Source organism: Kineococcus sp. DHX-1, assembly GCF_042473625.1.
Lineage (GTDB): Bacteria > Actinomycetota > Actinomycetes > Actinomycetales > Kineococcaceae > Kineococcus.
Genome location: NZ_CP170445.1, coordinates 1,597,584 through 1,618,709, shown reverse-complemented (window position 1 = coordinate 1,618,709; position 21,126 = coordinate 1,597,584). Strand labels below are relative to the sequence as shown.

Here is a 21,126-nt window from a genome sequence, read left to right as displayed (position 1 = left end):
TCACCCGCTGCACACGGCGCCCGACGACCTCCGTGGACCTGCACCCGGGGTCCGGAGGGCCGTGAGAAGACCCGTGGTGGCGGTGGAGCGCCGCCGGTGGAGGGAAGTGGGGCCTGGTCGGGCCGAGCAGCCGACGGATGAACGGGCGGAGGGGGCGCACCGTGGGGCAGAGTGGGGGCGTCCGGCAGCGGAGCCCGGTCACCGGCCCGGCCGTGGCCCGGGTCCGGGCACCGCGCGCCGGCCAGGGACGTTCGAACTCGCGACGTCCACCGAGGGAGACGAGGGCACGTGACCACGACGAGCGCACTTCCGGGCAGCCACCCCGCCGAGCCGGTGGCCCTGGATCCCCAGGAGCTGCCCGCCGCGCTCGAGAGGTTGCGCACCGTCGCCGACGACCTCGCCGTCACCGTCGACCGGGTCATCCAGGGCAAGGACGACACCGTGCGGCTCGCGCTCACGGTGCTCTTCGCCGAGGGGCACCTGCTGGTGGAGGACGTTCCCGGGGTCGGCAAGACGATGCTCGCCAAGTCGCTCGCCCGCGCCATCGACGGGACGGTCCGGCGCATCCAGTTCACCCCGGACCTGCTCCCGAGCGACGTCACCGGGTCCAGCATCTGGAACCAGGAGCGCGCCGCCTTCGAGTTCCGCCCCGGTGCCGTCTTCGCGAACGTCGTCATCGGCGACGAGATCAACCGCGCCTCCCCCAAGACGCAGTCGGCGCTCCTGGAGTGCATGGAGGAGGGCCAGGTCACGGTCGACGGGACCACCTGGCAGCTCGACCGACCGTTCATCGTCTTCGCGACCCAGAACCCCGTCGAGATGGACGGGACCTACCCCCTGCCCGAAGCGCAGCGGGACCGGTTCACGGCCCGCATCTCCATGGGCTACCCCTCGGCCGACGCCGAGCTCACGATGCTCAGCGAGCACGGGGCGACGGCACCCCTGGACGCCGTGCGACCCGTCGTCGACGTCGCCGAGGTGCGGGACCTGTCGCGGGCCGTGCGCGGCGTCCACGCCGCCGATGCGCTGAAGCAGTACGTCGTGGACCTGGTGCGCCGCACCCGGACGCACCCGGACCTGCGGCTCGGCGCCTCGCCGCGGGCGGCCCTGCACCTGCTGCGCACGGCACGCTCCCGGGCGGCACTGGAGGGCCGGGACCACGTGCTGCCCGACGACGTCCAGGCCCTCGCCGTGCCCGTCGTCGCCCACCGCCTCCTGCTGACCGCCGACGCGCTGCTCGCCGGCCGGGACGGCGCCGACGTCGTCACGGACGTGCTCCGCACGACCGCGCTCCCCTCGCCCCGGTGAGCAGGTCCCGGTGAGGTACGGCGGCGCCCGCCCCACGGCCCGGGGCTGGGCGTTCACCGCAGTGGGTCTCGTCGCGCTCGTCGGCGGTCTGGTCTTCGGTCAGCGGGACATCCTGCGCATCGGCGTCCTCCTCGTCGTGCTGGTCCTCGTCGCCGTGTGGTCCACCGGTCGTGCGGTCCGCACCCTGGAGCTGGTGTCGAGGTCGAAGGACGAGCTCGTCGAGGCCGGCGTGTCGAGCAGCGTGCGCCTGTCGGTGCTGGGCCGGGCCCGGGCCGGGGTGCGCCTCGTCGTCGAGGACGTTGCTCCGCTCGCCCTCGGGGGGACGGCGCGACTCCCGGTGCCGCGACTGCGCGAGGGCGAGACCCTCGACCTGGAGTACAGGGTGAGGTCGGAGGTCCGCGGCTCCTACCCCCTCGGGCCCGCCACCGTCGTGGCGGGTGACGTCTTCGGCCTCGTCCGGGCCCGCCGCGTCCTGGGCGACCCGGTCGTGGTCGACGTCCTCCCCCGCGTCCACCCGCTGACGGAGCTCACCCTGGGCGAGCTGGGGGGCGCCCGCGGGTCCTCGGCCAGCGCGTCCGCGGCAGCGGCGCCGGACGACGTGTCGATCCGCGAGTACCGCGTCGGCGACGACCTGCGGCGCGTGCACTGGCGCTCCACGGCGCGGCGCGGGGCGGTCATGGTGCGGTCCGACGAGCACCCGGGCCGGCCGGACGTCGTGGTGCTGCTGGACACGCGCGAGGGCGCCCACCGCGGTCGCGGGGCGGGCTCCTCGCTCGAGTGGGCCATCAGCGCCGCGGCCTCGGCCGCCTCCCACCTGCAGCGGCGCCGTCACCGGGTCCGCCTCCTGCACGACGGCACCTACGACCCGCCGCGGGAGCTCGACGAGACGTCCTCGGTGCGCGGGCTCATGCGCTCGCTGGCCCGGCTGCGTCCCGGAGCACCCGACGGCCTGGGGCGTTCCGTCACCGAACTGGGACGCGCCGAGGCGACGCTGCTCGTGGCGGTCCTCGGCGACGTGGACGAGGACGACGTCGCGCCGTTGCTCGCAGCGCGCCCCCTGGGGGTGCCGGCCCTGGCCGTGCTGCTGCGGACGGACGACTGGGCCTCGGCCCCCGCACCGCGCGAGTCCGGCGAGGGCGCGGTGGAGACCGGCCCCGCCCGGCTGGAGCGCGCCCGCCTCGTGCTGGCCCGCGCGGGCTGGCGGACCGCCGTCGCCGGCCCCGGGGACGCCGTCCCCGACGTCTGGGCGCGCCTGACGCGCGTCGACGCGCGGGGACACCAGTCGCCCACCCCGTCCACCAGGGAGGTCCCGTCGTGACCCGCAGTGCCCGGACCGCCCTGTGGGCCGCCGCCGCCAGTGCCGCCGCCGTCGTCACGCTGCACCCGCTCGTGGTCTCCTCGGGCTGGCTCGTCGGCGCCCTCGGGATGGTCTGCGCCGTGGTCGGAGCCGGGCTGCTCGTCCGGGGCCTGTTCCACCGGCCGGGGCTGGCCGTCGCCGTCCAGGCCGTGACGGTCCTGCTGGTCGTCGTCCTGCTCTTCAGCGGCGGGACCGCGCTGTTCGGGATCGTCCCGACGCCCGGCACCGTCGACCGGATCGTCCAGCTGGCCACCGACGGCGTGCAGGTCATCCAGCGGTACAGCGTTCCCGCCGTCGACCTGCGCGGCCTGCGGCTGCTGCTCGTCGCCGGCGCCGGCCTCGTCGCCTTCGCCGTCGACCTGTTCGCGGTGACCCTGCGCCGACCGGCCCTCGCCGGGATCCCGCTGCTGGCGGTCATGGCCGTCCCGCTGGCCCTCGCCCCCGGTGGCTCGGGCGCGTTCGCGTTCGTCCTGGCGGGTGTGCCCTACCTCGTGCTGCTGGCCGGCGACCGGCGCTCCCCCGCCCGCCGGGCGCGGACCTCCAGCAGCAGGTCCGGCGGCCGGTCGGCGGCGGGCGTGACCGCGAGCGCCACCGCGGCCATCGCCCTCGTCGCGGCCGTCGCCGTGCCGGCCGCCGTCCCGGGGCTGGACGAGCGCCCGCTGACGATCGACACCGGGCCCGGCGACACGATCGCCGTCATCAACCCGATCCTCAACCTCAAGGCGTCGCTCGGCGCTCGCTCGGACGCGACCATCGTCACGTACACGACCGACGAGCCGGACCCCGCACCGCTGCGGATCGTGACGGCGGACGTCTTCGACGGGGAGACCTGGGCCCCGAGCACGGGCGCCGACATCCCGCGCCGGCAGCGGGTTCAGGACGGGCTCAGCCCGGCCCCCGGGCTCTCGGACGCGGTCCGCAACGCCTCGGTGGTCCGGACCACCCAGATCTCGGTCCGCGGCCTGGACCAGACCTACCTCCCGCTGCCCTACCCGGCGCTGCGCGTCGACATCACCGGCGACTGGCTGTACGAGACGGACAGCCTCAACGTCGTCGGCGACGGGGAGACGACCCGCGGCCGGTCCTACACCGTGACCCACCTGGAGGTGCAGCCGACGGAGGAGGAGCTGCGGGCGGCCCCGGCGGCGCCGGGCGACATCCAGGAGCGGTACACCGAACTGCCGCAGCTGCCCGCGGTCGTGTCCGAGACCGCCCGCCAGGTGACCGCGGGAGCCCGCGACAACTACGAGAAGGCGGCGCTGCTGCAGCGCTACTTCCGCTCCAGCGGCGGCTTCACCTACTCCACGACCGCCCCGAACGACGGCGGGACCGACGCGGTCGCGACGTTCCTGTCGGAGAAGTCCGGGTTCTGCGTGCAGTTCGCCTCGGCCATGGCCGTCATGGCGCGCTCGCTGGGCATCCCCGCCCGCGTGGCCATCGGCTTCCTGCCGGGACAGGAGACCCAGTCCGGCCAGGACGGCACGCCGGACCGCTGGCGGATCAGCGCGCAGGACGCGCACGCCTGGCCGGAGCTGTTCTTCGAGGGCGTGGGCTGGGTGCGGTTCGAGCCGACGCCGGCCACCCGCACCGGTCAGTCCCCCGGGTACTCGGTGCCGGCCATCGCGCCGGCGCCGGTGCCGTCCGGCCAGTCCGGTTCGGCGGCTCCGGTCCCGACCGCCAGCGCCCCCAGCGCGACGTCGAGCACCAGCACGACGAGCGCGACCGACGCGGCGACGGCCGCCGCCCCCACCGGGTGGGACCGGTTCCTGGCCCTGCCGTGGGGCTGGATCCTGGGAGCCCTGCTCCTGGTCGTGGCGCTGCTGACCCCGTGGGCGTCCACGGCCTGGCTGGCCCGGCGCCGGTGGGCCGGGGTGGCCGACGCGCCCGCGTCGGCGGAGGCGGCGTGGGCCGAGCTCGACGACCGGGTCCACGACCTCGGGGTCAGCTGGCTGGCGTCGACGACGCCGCGGCAACGGGCGAACAGCCTGTCGGAGTTCACCGGATCCCGTTCTCCCGCGGCCGACCAGCTGACGCGCCTGCGGTCGGCGGTGGAGAGCGCCCGCTTCGGGTCGGGGTCGAGGCCGGCCGGCGGGGTGCTGGTGGACCAGCGCACCGACCGGCAGGCGGGCCGACTCGTGCGGGCCGACGTCGACGTCGTCGTCGAAGCGGTGGCCGCGGAGCGGCCGCGGTGGGTGCGGTGGCGGTCCCGGCTCTTCCCGTCGGCGGGCGTGCGGCACCTGCTGGACTGGTGGGACCGCGACTGAGCTCCCGGCGTTCCCCGCCGACCGGCACGACGAAGGGCCCGTCCGGGTGGACGGGCCCTTCGTCGTGTCCTGCGTCGGCCGGGCCTGCAGGGCCTGGACGGCGAACGGGCGCCGTGGACTGCTCCACGACGCCCGTTCGGGTCTCACCGCCGCGCGGGCGGTGAGGACGAGTTCACCACTGACCGCGTCGGCGGTCCCAGCGCTGTTCGAGACGCTCCATGAACGACCCGCTCCGCCGCGGCTTCCCCGTCCGCGGCGGGCGCGGGGCGCCCGCGGTGGGAGGCTGCCCGGCGGCCGCACCGGTCGTCCCCCGTGCCGGTGAGAAGGCCCAGATCGTGCCGGCGAGCATGACGATGAAACCGCCCGCCCCCAGCCAGATCTGACTCGTGCTGGCCCCGATGATGAGGAGCACGAGACCCACCACGACGGCAGCGATGCCGATGAGGAGGCGACGTCTGGCGGCGCGTCCGTGGCGGGAACCCTTCATGGCGCTGGCGAACTTGGGATCGTCCGCGGACAGCGCACGTTCCATCTGCTCGAGCAGACGCTGCTCATGTTCCGAGAGCGGCACCTGTACCTCCTGGCGTGCGCACGTTGTTGTCCAAGACTACGACCCCGCAGCGATGGACGAAACTCGACTTACCACATCGTCCCTCACGCGAGGTCGTGCTGTGGAGCAGTTGGCGTGTCTCGTCCCTCGAACGGGAGAACGACGCAGGGTCTCCCCCGGTTCCACCGCAGGTCAGAGGCCTGCGCCGTCCGGGTGGCACGGCGGTGGGCCCTCACCGGCGGGCCAGCAGGGTGGCCGGTCTCACACTGCCGGCACCGAAGCGGGCACCGGCCCGGTCCACGGCGCCGTCGGCGTCGCGCCAGCCGTGGGCCCGCTCGCCCAGGACCAGCTGACGTGGCGCGGTCGCCGAGTCCGCCAGCCCCTCCAGCCGGACCCCGACGAGCCGCAACCGGGCCCGGTCCAGGGCCAGGGCGTCGAAGAGGTCCCGGGCGGTGGCGTGGATCTCCCGCGTCACGTCGGTGCGTTCACGCAGGGTGCGGGACCGGGTGATCGTCGTGAAGTCGGCGAAGCGCACCTTCAGGACGACCGTCCGTCCGGCCATCCCCTGCGCCCGGGCCCGGGAGGCGGTCCGCTCGGCCAGGCGCAGCAGTTCGCGGTGCACGTAGCGGGGGTCGTCGACGTCGCGGGGGAACGTCTCCTCCGAGCCGATGCTGCGCTCGGGGACCGAGGCGACGACGCGGCGCTCGTCCCGCCCCCAGGCCAGGGCGTGCAGGTGCCGGCCGGTCGCCTCGCCCAGCCCGCGGACCAGCGTGGTGACGGGGGTGTGGGCGATGTCGGCGACCGTGCGCAGCCCCAGCCGCCCCAGCGCCTCCGCGGTGCGCTCACCGACCCCCCACAGCGCCTCGACGGGCAGGGCGTGCAGGAAGGCGACCGTCTGGGCGTGCGGGACGACCAGCAGGCCGTCGGGCTTGGCGCCGCCGGAGGCCAGCTTGGCGACGAACTTCGTCGAGGCCACCCCGACCGAGCAGGTGATGCCCTGCTCGTCGGCGACGCGGTCGCGCAGGAGCTGCCCGATCCGGGCGGGACTGCCGAGCCGGCGGACCGCACCGGACACGTCGAGGAACGCCTCGTCGAGGCTGAGCGGTTCGACGACGGGGGTGACCGACCGGAACGCCTCCATGACCCCCGCCGAGATCCGCGAGTAGTCCTCGTGGTGGGGCACCAGGACGGTCGCGGTCGGGCACAGGCGGCGGGCACGGGCCATCGGCATCGCGGCGTGGACGCCGTACCGGCGGGCCTCGTAGGTGGCCGACAGCACGACGCCGCGGTCGCCCCCGCCGACGATGACGGGGGTGCCGACGAGGTCGGGTCGGCGCAGCAGCTCGACGGAGGCGTAGAACGCGTCCATGTCGACGTGCAGCACCGTGCACCCGGTGTCGTCGTCGTCCAGGCCCCACCCGGTGGAGGGATCGGGGCGGACCAGTTGCCGGCGGCTCACCGCGTGCTCCCCCGGCCGGCCCCGGGGAGGAGGTCAGCGGGTGGCGTGCAGGTGCAGGTGCGCGGCCAGGGCGAGCAGTTCCTCGGTCCCCGCGGCGCGCGACTCCAGCTCCCGCAGCAGGGCGAGGGCGTCGTCGGACTCGGTGACCGCGGACGGCACGACGTCGCTGAACGTCCGGGTGCCTTCGACCGCGGTGACGGTGAAGCCGCCCTGCTCGGCGAGCGCCGTGGCCCCGGCCCGGTCGAACCGGCGGCACAGCGGGTCGCTCGACCCCCAGCGGTGCTCCTCGCCGGACAGGACGTGGAGGGCCTGACCGAGCTGACCGGCCAGGACGCGGGCCAGGACGCTCGCCGGCCACTGGGCGACGAGGAGGCTGAGCCGTCCGCCGGGACGCAGGGTCTCGTGGGCGGCGCGCAGGGCGGCGGCGGGGTCGTCGACGACCTCGAGGACCCCGTGGCAGAGCAGCACGTCGACGCTGCCGGGGGCGAGGAGGGCGGACAGCTCGGTCGCGTCCCCCTGCAGCGCCCGTACCCGGTCGGACAGACCGGCCTCGGCCGTGCGGCGCTCGAGCGCGGCGAGCGCGTCGGGCGAGGGGTCGACGACGACGACGCGGTGCCCGAGGGCCGCCACGCGCACGGCGAGACCACCGGTGCCGCCGCCGAGGTCGACCACGGTGAGCTCGGTGGTGCCCAGGTCCGCGCTCGCGGCGGCGAGCAGTCGCTGGACCCCCTCCCAGAGGACCGTCGACGTGCGGGGGCGGCCCCGTTCCTTCGCCACTCGTTCCTCCAGCCTCGGGCGGGTCCCCGTGCAGGTCCCCGCGCGGATCCTCGTGCCGGTCGTGGTGCGCCCGGCACTGCGCGTCTCCACCCTAGACACCCCGTCCCGGCGCGCCCGTGCACCTCCGCCGTCACCTCGCTCACCACCTCGCTCGTCACCTCCCCGAGCTGCCGGAGCTGGAGTGCCAGAGCTTGCGCTCCGGTGCGCTGTCGGACGGCTGCGCCGCGGCGGCCCGGCCGATGGAGCGGGAGTTGCGGGAGTCCTCCCCCGCCGGTTTGAGGTCGGCGTACGGCGACTGCCGGAAACCGCTGGCGTGCACGAGGACGCGCCGCCGCCCCATCCCCCCGGCCGCCGAGCCGTGCTCCTCCAGGTGCGTGGGGTCGCCGGCGGGCGGGTTCGCGACGACCGGACGGCTCGACCGGCTCGCGGCCGCGCCCTCCGTCGCGGCGTGGGAGTACTCGGGGTTCGGGGCGGAGGCGATGAGCTCGTGGACGGCCTCGATCCCGCCGGCGGTCCAGGCGTCCCACAGGGCCGGCAGCTCCCAGGCGCCGGTGGCCCGCAGCGACACCCCGCGCGGGCCGGTCCGGCGCAGCACGCCCCGCACGACGAGCAGCCAGGAGTGGAACACCGTCGCCGCGTACGGACCCTGGGCGTCCTCGAAGAAGGTGGCGTCCAGCGGGCCGGTGGTGTCGTCCAGGGTGAGGAAGACGACGCGGCGGCCGGAGCGGACGGGCGGGGTCTGGGTGGCGACCTTCACCCCGGCGACGAGGAGCTCGGCACGGCTGCGCTGGGAGCGCAGGTCGCGGGCCGGGGTGACCCGCAGCGCCCGCAGCAGCGGCGTGTAGAAGTCGACGACGTGGGCGCTGGCGTCCAGCCCGAGCACGTCGAGCTCGGCACGGACCCGTTCGGGGCCGGTCATGTCCGGCAGCCCGCTGAGCGCGACCTCCTCAGGGGCGTCGCCGAGGTCGAGGGCCAGCTGCACCGTGCGGTCGTCGTCGTCGACGTGCCGCGCGGCCTGCGACTGGGCGGCCGCGGCCGTGCGGACGTCGAGGGTCCGGGCGTCGAGCGGTCTGCGCACCTGCCGGGCGCTCGCCCGCGCCGGGGCGGCACCGGCGGAGCGGCTCCAGCGGTCCAGTTCGGCCACCTGCAGCAGCAGGTCGCGCCGGGTGGTCCGGCCCCGGCGCGGCACGGCGTCCCCGGCGCGGCCGACGGGACGCATCCCGTGCAGGGAGTCCAACGCGCCCGCGAGGACGAGGCGCTCGGTGACCGGGCGGGACGGCCGGGCCCGCTGCCACAGGTCGGCCAGCGAGCGGTAGGGCTGGCCGGCGACGATCCGCGCCACCTCCGCCTGGGAGATCCCCTTGACGTCGGTGAGGGACAGGCGGATGCCGAACCCCGTGCCGTCGGCGACCCCGGCGCCGAGGCCGTCGGGGTTGCGCACGCCGCGGCCACCGAGCCAGGGGTCGAGGTTCTCGGGGTCGCCGGCGACGAGCGGTTCGGGCGGGTCGACCCGTTCCACCCGGTAGGTGTCGCCGGAGGCGTTGACGTCCAGGCCGAGCACGGCGATCCCGAGGTTGCGGGCGTCGTCGAGGATCAGCCGCTTGGGGTACATACCGGGGTCGTGGGTGAGGACCCCGGCGAGGAACGCCGCCGGGTGGTGGGTCTTGAGCCAGGCCGACTGGTAGGTCGGCAGGGCGAAGGCCGCGGCGTGCGCCTTGCAGAAGCCGAAGGAGGCGAACGCCTTGAGCACCGCCCAGATCCGGTCCACCGTCTCCTCGGGGTAGCCGTGCTCGAGGGCCCCGCGGCGGAACTGGGGTTCCATCTCCTCCTGGCCGGTGCGGGTGCCGAGGTGGCGGCGGTACTCGTCGGACAGCGCGAGGTCGTGGCCCGTCGTGGCCTGGATGAGCTCGATGACCTGCTCGTGGAACACGACGACACCGCAGGTGGGTTCGAGGACGTGCTTGAGCCGCTCGTCGAGGTACTGCGGTTCGGCCCAGCCCTGCCGCGCCTTGAGGAACGGCGTGACCATGTCCGACTTCACCGGCCCGGGCCGGAAGAGGGAGATGTCGATGATGATGTCGTCGAAGGTCTGCGGCCCGAACTTGCCGACGAGTTCGCGCTGGCCCGGGGACTCGATCTGGAAGCAGCCGAGGGTGCGGGTGGACTGGATGAGCTTGTAGGTCGCCGGGTCGTCGAGCGGGACCTGCGCCCGGTCGTCGAGGTCGACGTCCGTCTCCTCGACGCGGGCGATCTCGCGCACCGCGTACGCCATGGCGGACTGCATGCGGATCCCGAGGACGTCGAGCTTGAGCAGCCCCATGTCCTCCACGTCGTCCTTGTCGAACTGGCTCATGGGGAAGCCCTTCCAGCTGGCCTCCACGGGGGTCCGGTCCATGAGCGCGGGGTTGGACAGCACGACGCCGCAGGGGTGCAGGGCGATGTGGCGAGGGAGGCCGTCGAGGCGCTCGACGAGGTCGAAGAACACGTCGAGGCGCTCCTCGCCCAGCCCGCTGCGCTGCAGCTCGGGCAGTTCGGCGATGGCGTTGCGGGCGTCGCGGGCCCGCAGGTGCGGGAACGCGGTGGCGATGGCGTCCACCTCCACCGGAGGCAGCCCCAGTGCCGCACCGACGTCCCGCACGGCGTGGCGGACCCGGTAGCTGTCCATCATCGACACGCACGTCACGCGGTCGCCGCCGAAGCGGTCCAGGACCGCCGCGTAGACGTCCTCGCGACGGGCCGACTCGACGTCGAGGTCGATGTCGGGCAGCTGCCCGCGGCGCGGGTTGAGGAACCGTTCCATGAGCAGCCGGTGCCCGAGGGGTTCGACGTCGGAGATGCGCAGCAGGTGGTTGACGAGGCTGCCGGCCCCGGACCCGCGGGCGGCGACCCGGACGCCCATCGCGCGGGTGAGGTCGCAGACGTCGGCGACGGTGAGGAAGTAGCTGGCGAACCCGACCTTGCGGATGATGTCGAGCTCCTCGTCGAGGCGGCGCAGGACCTTCGCCTCTGCCTTGAGGTCCGCCCCCGGGTACCGGCGGGCGATCCCGCCCTCGCAGCGGGCGCGCAGCACCGCGTCCTGGTCGGTGTCCCGGGTCAGCCCGAGCGCCTCGGGGTCGGGCAGGTGGTGTCCCCCGATGCCGAGGTCGGTGGCCGGGTCCTGCACGGCGCGCGCAGCGAGCCCGGCGGTGGTGGTCAGCAGGTCGGCGGCCGCGGACGGGTCGCCGGCGGCGTGGGCGACGTCGGCCGCGGTGCGGACCATGTCGACGGTGGGCAGGAGGTGGCCCTGCCCGCTGACCCGGTCGGTGTGCCGGGTGTCCAGCGGCACGAGACGGCGGACCGCGTCGAGCAGGTCGGCGGTCAGGCCGCCGTCCGGTCCGGCCGAGCGGACGGCGGCCGTCAGGACGGCCGGAACCCCTGCAGCGCGGGCGAAGGAGAGCATCCGGGCGGCGTGCTCGACGCTGCCGGCCGTGCCCGGTGGGGCGTGGTGGCAGACCACCTCGACGTGCAGCGAGCCGGCCGGCAGCACCTCGCGCCACCGGCGCAGGACCGCGTGGGCGAGGTCCTCCCGGCGGGCCAGCAGTGCCCGGCCGAGCTCGGACCCCGGTCCGAGCAGGACCGCCAGCGCGGGGCGGCCGGCACGGGTGGTGGCGTCGGCGGTGGCGTGGGCGGCGACGAGGTCGAGGCTACTGACGGGGGTGCCCCGTTCCCCGCTGAGGTGAGTGGCGCTCACCAGCCGGCACAGCGCCGCCCAGCCCCGTCCCGCTCCGGCGTCGTCGGCCCCGAGGGCCAGGACGGTGACGCGCGGGAACCTGGGGTCGACGACCGCCCCACCGCGGACCGGAGCACGAGAGGCCTTGCGGCGCACCGCGACGGAGGGATCGGCCCAGGCGGGCAGACCGTCGGCCAGCCCCGTCGGGGTGGTGGCCAGGTCGACCCCGAGCACGGGGGCCAGACCGGCCTCACCGCAGGCGCGGACGAACTTCACGGCGCCGTAGAGGCCGTCGCGGTCGGTCAGCGCCAGGACGGGCATGCCGAGGTCGGCGGCCCGGGCCACGAGGGCGGAGGGGGTGGAGGTGCCGTACCGCAGGGAATACCCCGAGGCGACGTGCAGGTGCGGGAACGGCGCGGCGGCCGGGGTGGTGAGCGGTGCGGCGGGTGGAGCGAGGGTGGTCATGGGACGTCCTTCTGGAACGCGCCCGTGGGGAAGACCGGGTGGTGCGGGAGTTGCTGGACCGTACGGGTGGAGCGGGCGCGGTCAGCCGGCGAGCGGCTGGAGCGCGCTGAGACCGAGCCTGACCTCGACGACGCGGTGGAACTGCTCGGCGTGGGCCAGGAGGTCGTCGGCGGCCGCGGCGTCCACGACCCCGGTGCGGCCGGCCTCGACCGCGGACCGGACCGCGGCCGTCGCGGCGAAGCGGTCGGCCCACTCCTGCAGGCCCGGGTCGAGGGCGGGCAGCATCTCCCAGACGCTGCGCGGCCCTCCGCTGCGCCGGCCGCGGGCGGGCCGGCCGTGCACGGCGACGATCGCGGCCCCGGCGCGCAGGGCGGCCAGGTGGGCGTGGACGTAGCGCTCGGCGACGTCGTCCGTGCGCAGCGCCGCGATCAGCTCGTCCTCGCAGCGGGCGAGGAGGTCGAGGGCGGCCGTCGTCAGCGGGCGCGGGACGCCCGCAGGGACGTCGAAGGTGGTGGGCATCGCGTTCTCCTCCGGTCGTGCGGTCTGGTCTGGCGGGTCGGTGGTGTCAGTCGCTGACGCGCAGCAGCTGCCAGTCCCCCGACGCTTCGGACGAAGAGGTACCAGCGACCTCCGACACGGCCGCCGTCCCCGGGGCGACGGCGCGAGCGAGGTCGTAGACGCCGGCGCCGCCGGCCCGGCCCACGCTGGCCTCGACGCGGAAGACCTCGCGTTCGAGGTCGCCGATCTCGAGCACGCGACGGCGGGCGGGGCGCCCGCGCGGACCGGTGGCGTCGGAGTCGGTGACGTCACCGTGGACGGCGGCCACGGCCGCGTGCTCCCACCAGGCGCTGCGTTCGCGCCAGCGGGAGAGGACCTCGCGGACGACGTAGAGCCGCCCGCGCCAGATGAACTGCACCGGGGTCTCCTCCCCCTCGTCCGCGTCGCCGTAGCGGACGTGCACCTCGTCGGAGAACCGTCGCACCGTCGTCACCTTCCCCTGTCTCGAGCCGGCACCGCGGCGGAGCGCGCGGTGCGGCGAGCCGGGGGAAGCGGCTCGCGAGCACGCACTCGGGGCGCGGCCCGCGGAGCTTCCCCTCTCCCCGGACCGCGCCTCGAGCGGTCTCATCATGTTCGAACACCGGTTCGAACACATCTCGAAGCTACACCACCGGCCTCAGGACGCGTCAACGGCGAACCGGGTTGTCCACACGACACAGCGTCGACTGGTCGCGACGGAGGGTCACTGGTCGCGAGGGGTCACCCGGACGGCCCAGTACTTGTCCACAGCACCCGGTCCAGCGGCTCCACACACCTCCGGAACGTGCGACCGTGCGTGGCGTGATCCCAGCCCGTCCCCTCGTCGCGACCGCCGTCGGCCTCACCCTCGTCGGCCTGCTCGCGGGGTGTTCGCAGGAGGCTCCGGCGGCCCCGGCACCCGCCGCGGCGGCGACCTCGACGGCGACCTCGACGTCTGGGGAAACACACCACGAGCACGACGGCGCGCAGGCCACCGTAACGTCCGAGTTGAGGGGCGGCTCGACTCCTTCTTCCGCGACACCGGGGATTGCTACCCCTGCACTGGATGAGCGCGCCAAGGTGCAGGACGAAACTGGAGCCAGCCTCTTCGCCGCATACTTCCTGCGCGTCCTCAACCACGCTCGGGCAACGGCCGACTCATCGACCTTGCGCTCGATCTCGGTCGAGTCGTGCACTGGATGCAGATTCTACGCGGACGTCATCGACGAGTACCGCGAGAAGGGGTACACCACTCCTCAGTTCGTATTGCAGTTTACCGGCACGAGCATCGACGCATGGGATCCGGCATCCGATTACGCGAAACTCACGGTCACTGTCGATCGACCCGCCTACAGCACGTTCGACCGCAATGGCTCGATGATCAGCTCTGATGAGGCTGCCCCCAACTCCGAGTTCTGGATGGAAGTCGCCTGGCAGCAAGGCCACTGGATGGCGCTGGAGGTCGAGTGACATTGCACCCCAAGCGTCTCCTGGCCAACATCTCTGCACTGGTCTTATCTACACCCCTGGTCTTGGTGCTCGACACAAACCCGGCGATCGCAGCGCGCCCTCCGCACGACTCCTCCGCTATCGCGGCTGACGACAACGTCTCGATCACGGCGAGGAGAATCAAGAAACCCGCTACAGCAACTCCACGATCAGGCTCCCGCCGAGCAGACGCCCCACCCACCACCGTCGTCCGCACCCCGGCCTGCGGCCGCAACGGGCCGGAGGGGAGTTTCGGCGACGACTTCTGCGGGGCGTCGCGCGCCAACTGCCCGCCGGGCCAGACGTTCTCGACGACGTGGACGCGGACGGGCGACGCGGCGCAGTGGGTGAACCAGGGAACGCGCTGCACGACCGAGGCCGCGGACGCGGCACCCGTGGTCCTGCCGACGGTGACGGTCTCGGACCTGCGGCGGGTGGGGTTGCCGGCGAGCCCGGTGCACCTGCAGCCGGACGACGGTCAGGCCCTCCTGAACGTCCCCCTGGTCCTGCGCACGACGGGCGGGACGGTGGTCCGCGACACGACCGTCCTGGGTTTCCCGGTCCGCATCCGGGCGACGCCGGCGAGCTGGACGTGGGACCTGGGCGACGGCACCCGGCTCGGACCGACGGACGACCCGGGCCGGACGTACCCGCGCCAGACCCTCACGCACACGTACACCACCCCCGGCGACCGGACGGTGACGCTGACGACGACGTGGTCCGGGGAGTACTCGATCGCGGGGCTGCCGTACCGACCCGTCGAGGGGACGGCGACCACCGTCTCCCCCGGCGTCGGCGTGCGCGTCCTCGCGGGGCGCAACGTCCTCACCGCGCCGGACGGCTGAGGGACCGCCTCTCGTGCGTGACGTCCCGACACCTCCGAGGACCTGGGAGGTGCCGGAACGTCGCACACCGGCCTCGCTCGACGCGACGAGGAGCGAGAACGGTTCTACGCTGAGGGTGCATGAGGTGGACGGTGCGCCAGGGACCCGCCGAGGGCGGCGGCTCGCTAACGACCGCACCCCCAGGACCCTCCCTCTCCGTGCTCGCCGTCCCGGCCGTCGAGAGCACCGCCGACGCCCTCCTCGACCTCGACGCGGCCGGTGGCGTCGTCGAGGTCCCCGCCACGCTGCAGGGTCCGGCCGAGCTCGCCCGCCACCTCGGTGTCCCGCTCGCCGCGGTGGCGGTCACCGCGGTCCTGCGCACGCGGGACGACCGGCACCTCTTCGTCATCTCCTCCGCCGCCCACCCTCTCTTCGCCCCGGCGCTGGCGGCCGTGCTGTGCGAACCCGAACTGTTCCGCGACGACGACACGGACGTGCTGCGGCGCACCGGGTCCGTCCTCGGGTCGGCGTCACCGCTGGGCCTGGCCGAGCCGCTGCCGACCTTCGTCGACGTCGCCCTCGCCCCCCACCCCCAGGTCTGGGTCCCGGCGGGCCACCCGCACGCCGTCTTCCGCACCCGCTACGACGAACTCCTGCGCCTCACGAGCGGGCACCCCGTCGAACTGGGATGACCGGACTGCTCGAGGGCTTCGCCGTCCACCGCGCCGGGTCGACCGACCCCGCCGACCCCCTGCTGGTCCTCGTGCACGGGCTGGGCGGCGCCGCCACGGCGTGGTCGCTCGTCGTGCCCCACCTCGCCGCCGACCACCGCCTCCTCCTGCTGGACCTGCCGGGGCACGGCCAGGCCCCGCCGGTCCCGCCGGGTTCCATGACCCCCCGGTCGCTGGGGAACCGCCTGCGCCGCTTCGCGACGGCCCAGGGCGAGCCGGTGCACCTCGTGGGCCACTCCCTCGGCGGGTGGGTGACGCTGGAGGCCGCGGCCGGTGAACGCGACGGGGTGGTCGCCGACGTCACGGCCTTCACCCCGGCGGGGCTGTGGTCCACGCCGCGGCGGCGGCCACCGCTGCTGCCCACCGGGCAGCAGTTCGCCCGCTGGGCCGGCCGGTTGCCGCCGCAGGTCCTGACGACGCGGCTCGGGGTCACGCTCGCCCTGGCGACGACGAGCACGGCTCCGCGCGACCTGCCCGCCGAGGTGGTGCGCGAGGCCCTGCGGGCCATCGCCACCGCGCCGGGCTACGTCGCCGCCGACGCGGGCATCGCGACGGGCGCCTTCACCCGCGCGTCGGAGGTCCGGGCCCCCGTGACGGTGGTGGCCGGTGGACGCGACCGGGTGCTGCCGCCGGAGTTCTGCCGCCGGGAGGCGGCGCCCGCGCACACGCGCTGGATCGTGTGGCCGGACTGCGGGCACGTCCCGACGTGGGACCACCCCGCCGAGTGCGCCCGGGTGGTGCGCGAGCAGGTGGAGGATCCCGACCGCGGATAGCCTCACCGCGTGAGACCCCCTGAACTCGTGACGCTGGACGTCTGGACCGTTGCGGCGCACGACGTTCCCCGCGCCGTGTGGCGGATGGCGGCCGACCGCCGTGCCGTGCGGCGACTGCCCGGGGCCGGGTTCGCCAAGCTCCTGGGCACCGGGGACGGCCGCACCTTCACCGTCCGCGACGCCGACCCGCTGCGCTGGGCGGCGCTCGTCGCGTGGGACTCGGCCGCCGACGCCGACCGGTTCGACGGCTCCGTGCCGGCGCGCGCCTGGGGCCGCATCGCGCGCGAGCACGCGCAGTTCCGCCTCGCCCCGGCCGGCAGCCGCGGGCGGTGGTCCGGCCGGGAACCCTTCGGCGGAGCCCCGCACCCCCCGCAGGACGGTCCCGTCGCCTCCATCACCCGCGCCCGGCTCCGGCCGACCCGGGCGGCCTCGTTCTGGCGGGCGGTGCCGCCCGTGGCCGAGGAGCTGCACACCGTCCCGGGCCTGCGCTGCGCGTTCGGGATCGGCGAAGCCCCGCTGGGCTACCAGGGGACGTTCTCCCTGTGGGACTCGACCGACGCGCTGCGCGAGTTCGCCCACCGCCGGGCCGCCCACCGCGACGTCATGCAGCGCACGCCGACCGAGGGCTGGTACGCCGAGGAGCTGTTCGCCCGGTTCGGGGTGGTCGAGGTCCGCGGCACGTTGGACGGCCGCACCCCGTGAACCGCGTCGACACCGTGGTCCCCGTGGACCCCGTGGACCCCGTGGACCCCGTGGACCCTGCCCGGCCCCGGAGGGCCCGTGTCGGACCCCGCTCCTAGAGTGCTCGCCGTGCCCTCCTCCCTGTCCCGGACGCTCAGCGGTGCCCTCGCGGCCGGGGCCGTGCTCAGCCAGGTCGCCCACCCGTTGCTGCGCGGGGAGAGGTTGCGCCGGACCACGATCGGGTCGGTCGTCGCCTTCGCGGCGGCGTCGGTGACGGACGCGGCGCGCCGGGGCGGGCCCCGCGCGGCCGCGACGACGCTCGCCGTCGCCGGGGGGCTCGGGCTCGTCGCCGAAGCCGTCGGGACGCGGACGGGCCGACCCTTCGGCCGGTACCGCTACGCCGGGACGCTGGGCCCCCAGGTGCTCGACGTGCCCGTCGTCGTGCCGCTGGCCTGGACGATGATGGCCCACCCGTCGGTGCGGCTCGGGCGGCACCTCGCCAGGGACTTGCCGGCCGGGGTCGGGGACGTCGCGACGGTCGCGACCGCGGCGTGGACGCTCGCGTCCTGGGACCTCTTCCTCGACCCGCAGATGACGGCCGCCGGGCACTGGTCGTTCCAGACGCCCCGGCCGCACCTGCCCGGCGTGCCGGGGATCCCCCTGACCAACTACGCCGGCTGGCTGCTGACGGCGGTGGCCATCTGCGGCGCTGCCCACGCCGCGACCCGCGACACCCCCGGCTCGACCACCCCGCAGACCGTCCCCGCGGTGCTCCTGGGGTGGACGTGGCTCGGGTCCACGCTCGGCAACGCGGTGTTCTTCCGGCGGCCGGTGGTCGCCGCCTACGGCGGCGTCGCCATGGGGCTGACCGTCCTGCCCTACCTGCGCTCGGTCCTGGCCGGCCGGGACACCCGTCCGTGAGGGGGTGGCGCGCCCTGACCTGGGCCGGGTCGGCGAGCGCCGTCGCGCTCACGGCGCACTCGCTGCTCAACGCCCGCGGCCTGCGGGTACCGGTCCTCGACCCGCCCCCGGTGCCGGGCCGCGTGAGCGTCCTCGTGCCCGCGCGCGACGAGGAGGAGGACCTGCCGGCGTGCCTGGCCTCCCTGCTCGACCAGGTCGAGGTCCCCGACCACGAGGTCGTCGTCGTCGACGACGCCTCGAGCGACCGGACGGCCGAGGTCGTCGAGTCGTTCGCGGCGACCGACCCGCGGGTGCGGCTGGTCCGCAGCGCCGGGCCGCGTCCGGGCTGGCTGGGCAAGACCTCGGCGTGTGACGAGGCCGCACGCCACGCGACGGGCGAGGTCCTCGTCTTCGTGGACGCGGACGTCGTGCTCGCCCCCCACGCGGTGGCGTCGGCGGTGGACCTGCTGCGCCGCACGGGTCTCGACGTGGTCTGTCCCTACCCCCGTCAGCTCGCGCTGACGTGGAGCGAGCGCCTCGTGCAGCCGCTGCTGCAGTGGTCGTGGCTGACGACGCTGCCGCTGCGGAGGGCCGAGGTCTCGCCGCGGCCGTCGCTGGCGGCGGCGAACGGGCAGTTCCTCGTCGTGGACGCCGCGACGTACCGCCGGGCGGGCGGGCACGCGGCCGTGCGGGGTGAGGTGCTGGACGACCTCGCGCTGCTGCGGGCGGTCAAGGCCGTCGGCGGTCGCGGCGGCGTCGCCGACGGGACGGCGCTGGCGACGTGCCGGATGTACGGCGGCTGGGGGGACCTGCGGGACGGGTACACGAAGTCGCTCTGGGCCGCGTTCGGCTCGGCCCCGGCGGCCGCGGCCGTCGGCGCCGGGCTCGCCGTGACGTACCTCGTCCCGCCGGTCGCGGCGCTGGCCGGCTCCCCCGTCGGCGCCGTCGGCTACCTCGCCGGCGTGGTGGGCCGCTACGCGGCGGCCGAGCGCACGGGCGGCCGGTCCGTGCCGGACGCGTTCTGGCACCCCGCCTCGGTGGCGCTGCTGCTGGGGCTGCTCGGGGACTCCTGGCGACGCCGCCGTCGTGGCGGCCTGGTCTGGAAGGGGCGGTCGCTCTGAGCCGCGTGGTCGTCGTCGGCGCCGGGTTCGGCGGGTTGTCGGTCGCGGCGCGGCTGGCCGCGCAGGGACACGCGGTCGAGGTCTTCGAGCAGGGTCCGGAGGTGGGCGGCAAGCTCGGCTGGTTCAGCCGGGACGGCTTCTCCTTCGACACCGGCCCCTCGTTGCTGACGCTCCCGGCGGTCCAGCGCGACCTGTTCCTCAAGACCGGGGACCCGGTCGAGTCCGTGCTCGACGTCGTCCAGCTGGACCCGGTGGCGCACTACCGGTTCGCCGACGGGACCGAGGTCGACCTGCCCGGCGGCGGGCTGCCGCAGGTGGCGCGGGCGCTCGACGACGCGCTCGGCGCGGGCACGGGGGCGCAGTGGACGGCGTTCCAGCGCCGCGCGGCCGAGATCTGGGACGTGGCGCGCGAACCGTTCCTGGAGTCGGCGCTCGAGGGGCCGCGGACGTTGCTGCGCCTGGCCAAGGACGTCCGGGGGCTGCGGACGGTCGCGCCCTGGTCGTCGCTGCGGGGCGTGGGGCGGCAGTACCTGCAGGATCCGCGGCTGCGGACCCTGCTGGACCGCTACGCGACCTACTCCGGGTCGGACCCGGGTAGAGCGCCGGCGGCGCTGGCCACCGTCCCGTTCGTCGAGCAGGCCTTCGGTGCCTGGTACGTGCGCGGCGGCCTGCACCTGCTGGCCCGGGCGGTGGCCGACCGCGCCCGCGAGCGCGGGGCGCGCATCACGACGGACGCCCCCGTCGACCGCGTGCTGGAGGAGGGCGGGCGGGTCGCGGGCGTGCGGCTGGCCGACGGCACGCAGGTGCGGGCCGACGTCGTCGTCTCGGCCGTCGACGCCGCCCGCCTCTACGGTGACCTGCTGCCCCGGCCCCGGCTGCGGCCGCCGCGCCGGTTGAGGTCGAGCTCGGGGTTCGTCCTGCTGCTGGCCCTGGAGGGCCGCACCCCCGGGCTGCGGCACCACACCGTGCTCTTCCCCGAGGACTACGACGCGGAGTTCGCCGACCTCGCCGCGGGCCGGCCCGTGGCCGACCCGACCGTCTACGTCAGCGCCCCGGACGACCCCGCGCTGCGACCCTCCGACGACACCGAGGCGTGGTTCGTCCTGGTCAACGCGCCCGTGCACGACCCGCAGCACGGGGGCACGGACTGGCGCTCGGGGGACCTGGTGCGCCGGCACACCGACGTCGTCCTCGACGCGCTCGCCCGCCGCGGGCTGGACGTGCGGTCCCGGTTGCGGTGGGCGGAGGTCCGCACGCCCGCGGACCTGGAGGAGCGCACCGGCAGCGACGGGGGCGCGATCTACGGCACCGCCAGCAACGGGGCCCGCTCGGCGTTCCTGCGCCCGGCCAACCGCTCCCCCGTGCCGGGGCTGTTCCTCGTGGGAGGGTCCTCGCACCCGGGCGGGGGGCTGCCGCTCGTCGGGCTCTCGGCGCGCATCGTCACCGACCTCGTCGGCCCCGCCTGACGCGGACGACGCGGACGACGCGGGCGACGCGGCTCAGATCCGGCGGACCACCGCGCCGGTCACCTGGACGATGCCGATGAGCCCGAGCACGGCCCAGACCCCGGCGCCCAGGGTCGCCCAGTCGAGCCAGACGACGATGGCGGTGGCGATGGCGCAGCTCGCCGCCAGGGCCAGGCGCACAGGGCGTTCGGCGACCGAGACGACGGTCACGTCGTCGACGCCCAGGCCCTGCGCACGGGCTCGGACGTACTCCTGCAGCTGCGCCAGGCCGCCGGCGACGAGGACGAGCCACGCCGGGGCCCCGCACCCCCAGAGCACGACGGCGCAGGCGGCGTCGCCGACCCGGTCCACGACGGCGTCCAGCAGCGCGCCCCGCCGCGAGGTGCGGCCGGTCATGACGGCCACGGCGCCGTCGAGGTTGTCGAAGACCCCCGCCACGGCGAGCAGCACCCCGGCGCCGACGGCGGCGGCCCCGCCGCGTCCTCCGGCGACGGCGAGCGCCGCGGCGGCGACCGCGAGCGCCGCGCCGGCGAGGGTGACGACCCAGGGCGCCGTCCCGGCCGCGGCCAGGGGACGGGCCAGGACGTGGGCGCCGCTGAGCCAGCCGCGCACGAGCGCGTTGGCGTGCGTGCCGCCGTGCAGCGCGCTCCAGCGCTGCAGGTACGCCTCCCGGTCCATCACCACGCCTCCCACCGTAGGAGACGATCCCCCGTGACCTGCCGGTGACCAGCACCGAC

Annotated in this window: 18 protein-coding genes; 11 read left to right on the top strand and 7 right to left on the bottom strand. The window is 75.5% G+C overall.

Annotation, left to right across the window (positions count from 1 at the left end; translation table 11 throughout):
• Positions 1-288: 288 nt before the first annotated feature.
• The 3 genes from ACFEMC_RS07795 to ACFEMC_RS07785 are packed head-to-tail and all read left to right on the top strand — an operon-like array spanning position 289 to position 4,929.
• Positions 289-1,308, top strand: a complete 1,020-nt coding sequence (locus tag ACFEMC_RS07795; RefSeq protein ID WP_380175166.1) for an AAA family ATPase — start codon at positions 289-291, stop codon at positions 1,306-1,308.
• 10 nt (positions 1,309-1,318) lie between these two features.
• A complete protein-coding gene (locus ACFEMC_RS07790) occupies positions 1,319-2,626 on the top strand; it encodes a DUF58 domain-containing protein (protein WP_380175164.1) in 1,308 nt (435 codons plus the stop codon).
• Complete coding sequence (locus tag ACFEMC_RS07785) at positions 2,623-4,929, top strand: transglutaminaseTgpA domain-containing protein (RefSeq protein WP_380175162.1); 2,307 nt, start codon at positions 2,623-2,625, stop codon at positions 4,927-4,929. The genes ACFEMC_RS07790 and ACFEMC_RS07785 overlap by 4 nt, the downstream gene beginning before the upstream one ends.
• Before the next feature lie 172 nt (positions 4,930-5,101).
• Here ACFEMC_RS07785 and ACFEMC_RS07780 read toward each other — a convergent pair whose 3' ends face one another.
• From ACFEMC_RS07780 to ACFEMC_RS07755, 6 genes are all read right to left on the bottom strand, one after another.
• Positions 5,102-5,500 (bottom strand): DUF3040 domain-containing protein, encoded by a 399-nt coding sequence (locus ACFEMC_RS07780; RefSeq protein WP_380175160.1) that lies wholly within the window; start codon positions 5,498-5,500, stop codon positions 5,102-5,104.
• 211 nt (positions 5,501-5,711) lie between these two features.
• Complete coding sequence (gene dinB, locus ACFEMC_RS07775) at positions 5,712-6,938, bottom strand: DNA polymerase IV (RefSeq protein WP_380175157.1); 1,227 nt, start codon at positions 6,936-6,938, stop codon at positions 5,712-5,714.
• Between the two features lie 33 nt (positions 6,939-6,971).
• Complete coding sequence (locus ACFEMC_RS07770) at positions 6,972-7,715, bottom strand: methyltransferase domain-containing protein (RefSeq protein ID WP_380175155.1); 744 nt, start codon at positions 7,713-7,715, stop codon at positions 6,972-6,974.
• Positions 7,716-7,869: 154 nt separating this feature from the next.
• Positions 7,870-11,889 (bottom strand): DNA polymerase III subunit alpha, encoded by a 4,020-nt coding sequence (locus ACFEMC_RS07765; protein ID WP_380175153.1) that lies wholly within the window; start codon positions 11,887-11,889, stop codon positions 7,870-7,872.
• Between the two features lie 81 nt (positions 11,890-11,970).
• On the bottom strand, positions 11,971-12,408 hold the full coding sequence (locus ACFEMC_RS07760) for an SAV_6107 family HEPN domain-containing protein (protein ID WP_380175151.1): 438 nt from the start codon (positions 12,406-12,408) through the stop codon (positions 11,971-11,973).
• A gap of 46 nt (positions 12,409-12,454) precedes the next feature.
• Entirely contained in the window at positions 12,455-12,871 is a 417-nt protein-coding gene (locus ACFEMC_RS07755) for a DUF6504 family protein (RefSeq protein ID WP_380175149.1), read from the bottom strand.
• 356 nt (positions 12,872-13,227) lie between these two features.
• On the opposite strand from ACFEMC_RS07755, the gene ACFEMC_RS07750 reads away from it, so the two are divergent.
• The 8 genes from ACFEMC_RS07750 to ACFEMC_RS07715 all read left to right on the top strand — a co-directional run bounded on the left by ACFEMC_RS07750 (position 13,228) and on the right by ACFEMC_RS07715 (position 20,389).
• Positions 13,228-13,875, top strand: coding sequence for a DUF6318 family protein (locus tag ACFEMC_RS07750; RefSeq protein WP_380175147.1), 648 nt, complete (start codon positions 13,228-13,230; stop codon positions 13,873-13,875).
• On the top strand, positions 13,872-14,738 hold the full coding sequence (locus ACFEMC_RS07745; RefSeq protein ID WP_380175144.1) for a PKD domain-containing protein: 867 nt from the start codon (positions 13,872-13,874) through the stop codon (positions 14,736-14,738). The genes ACFEMC_RS07750 and ACFEMC_RS07745 overlap by 4 nt, the downstream gene beginning before the upstream one ends.
• Before the next feature lie 119 nt (positions 14,739-14,857).
• A complete protein-coding gene (locus tag ACFEMC_RS07740; protein ID WP_380175142.1) occupies positions 14,858-15,409 on the top strand; it encodes an aminoacyl-tRNA deacylase in 552 nt (183 codons plus the stop codon).
• On the top strand, positions 15,406-16,221 hold the full coding sequence (locus tag ACFEMC_RS07735) for an alpha/beta fold hydrolase (protein WP_380175140.1): 816 nt from the start codon (positions 15,406-15,408) through the stop codon (positions 16,219-16,221). The genes ACFEMC_RS07740 and ACFEMC_RS07735 overlap by 4 nt, the downstream gene beginning before the upstream one ends.
• 9 nt (positions 16,222-16,230) lie before the next feature.
• A complete protein-coding gene (locus ACFEMC_RS07730; RefSeq protein WP_380175138.1) occupies positions 16,231-16,923 on the top strand; it encodes a monooxygenase in 693 nt (230 codons plus the stop codon).
• Positions 16,924-17,031: 108 nt separating this feature from the next.
• A complete protein-coding gene (locus ACFEMC_RS07725) occupies positions 17,032-17,823 on the top strand; it encodes a carotenoid biosynthesis protein (RefSeq protein WP_380175136.1) in 792 nt (263 codons plus the stop codon).
• On the top strand, positions 17,820-18,923 hold the full coding sequence (locus tag ACFEMC_RS07720; protein WP_380175134.1) for a glycosyltransferase family 2 protein: 1,104 nt from the start codon (positions 17,820-17,822) through the stop codon (positions 18,921-18,923). The genes ACFEMC_RS07725 and ACFEMC_RS07720 overlap by 4 nt, the downstream gene beginning before the upstream one ends.
• Positions 18,920-20,389, top strand: coding sequence for a phytoene desaturase family protein (locus tag ACFEMC_RS07715; protein ID WP_380176660.1), 1,470 nt, complete (start codon positions 18,920-18,922; stop codon positions 20,387-20,389). The genes ACFEMC_RS07720 and ACFEMC_RS07715 overlap by 4 nt, the downstream gene beginning before the upstream one ends.
• Positions 20,390-20,422: 33 nt before the next feature.
• On the opposite strand, the gene ACFEMC_RS07710 is transcribed toward ACFEMC_RS07715, so the two are convergent.
• On the bottom strand, positions 20,423-21,067 hold the full coding sequence (locus tag ACFEMC_RS07710) for a CDP-alcohol phosphatidyltransferase family protein (protein WP_380176658.1): 645 nt from the start codon (positions 21,065-21,067) through the stop codon (positions 20,423-20,425).
• Between the last annotated feature and the right edge of the window lie 59 nt (positions 21,068-21,126).

Coding starts and splice junctions, on each gene's coding strand:
- ACFEMC_RS07765 (WP_380175153.1), bottom strand. CDS start 11,889: ATGACCACCCTCGCTCCACCCGCCGCACCGCTCACCACCCCGGCCGCC.
- ACFEMC_RS07760 (WP_380175151.1), bottom strand. CDS start 12,408: ATGCCCACCACCTTCGACGTCCCTGCGGGCGTCCCGCGCCCGCTGACG.
- ACFEMC_RS07740 (WP_380175142.1), top strand. CDS start 14,858: ATGAGGTGGACGGTGCGCCAGGGACCCGCCGAGGGCGGCGGCTCGCTA.
- ACFEMC_RS07735 (WP_380175140.1), top strand. CDS start 15,406: ATGACCGGACTGCTCGAGGGCTTCGCCGTCCACCGCGCCGGGTCGACC.
- ACFEMC_RS07710 (WP_380176658.1), bottom strand. CDS start 21,067: ATGGACCGGGAGGCGTACCTGCAGCGCTGGAGCGCGCTGCACGGCGGC.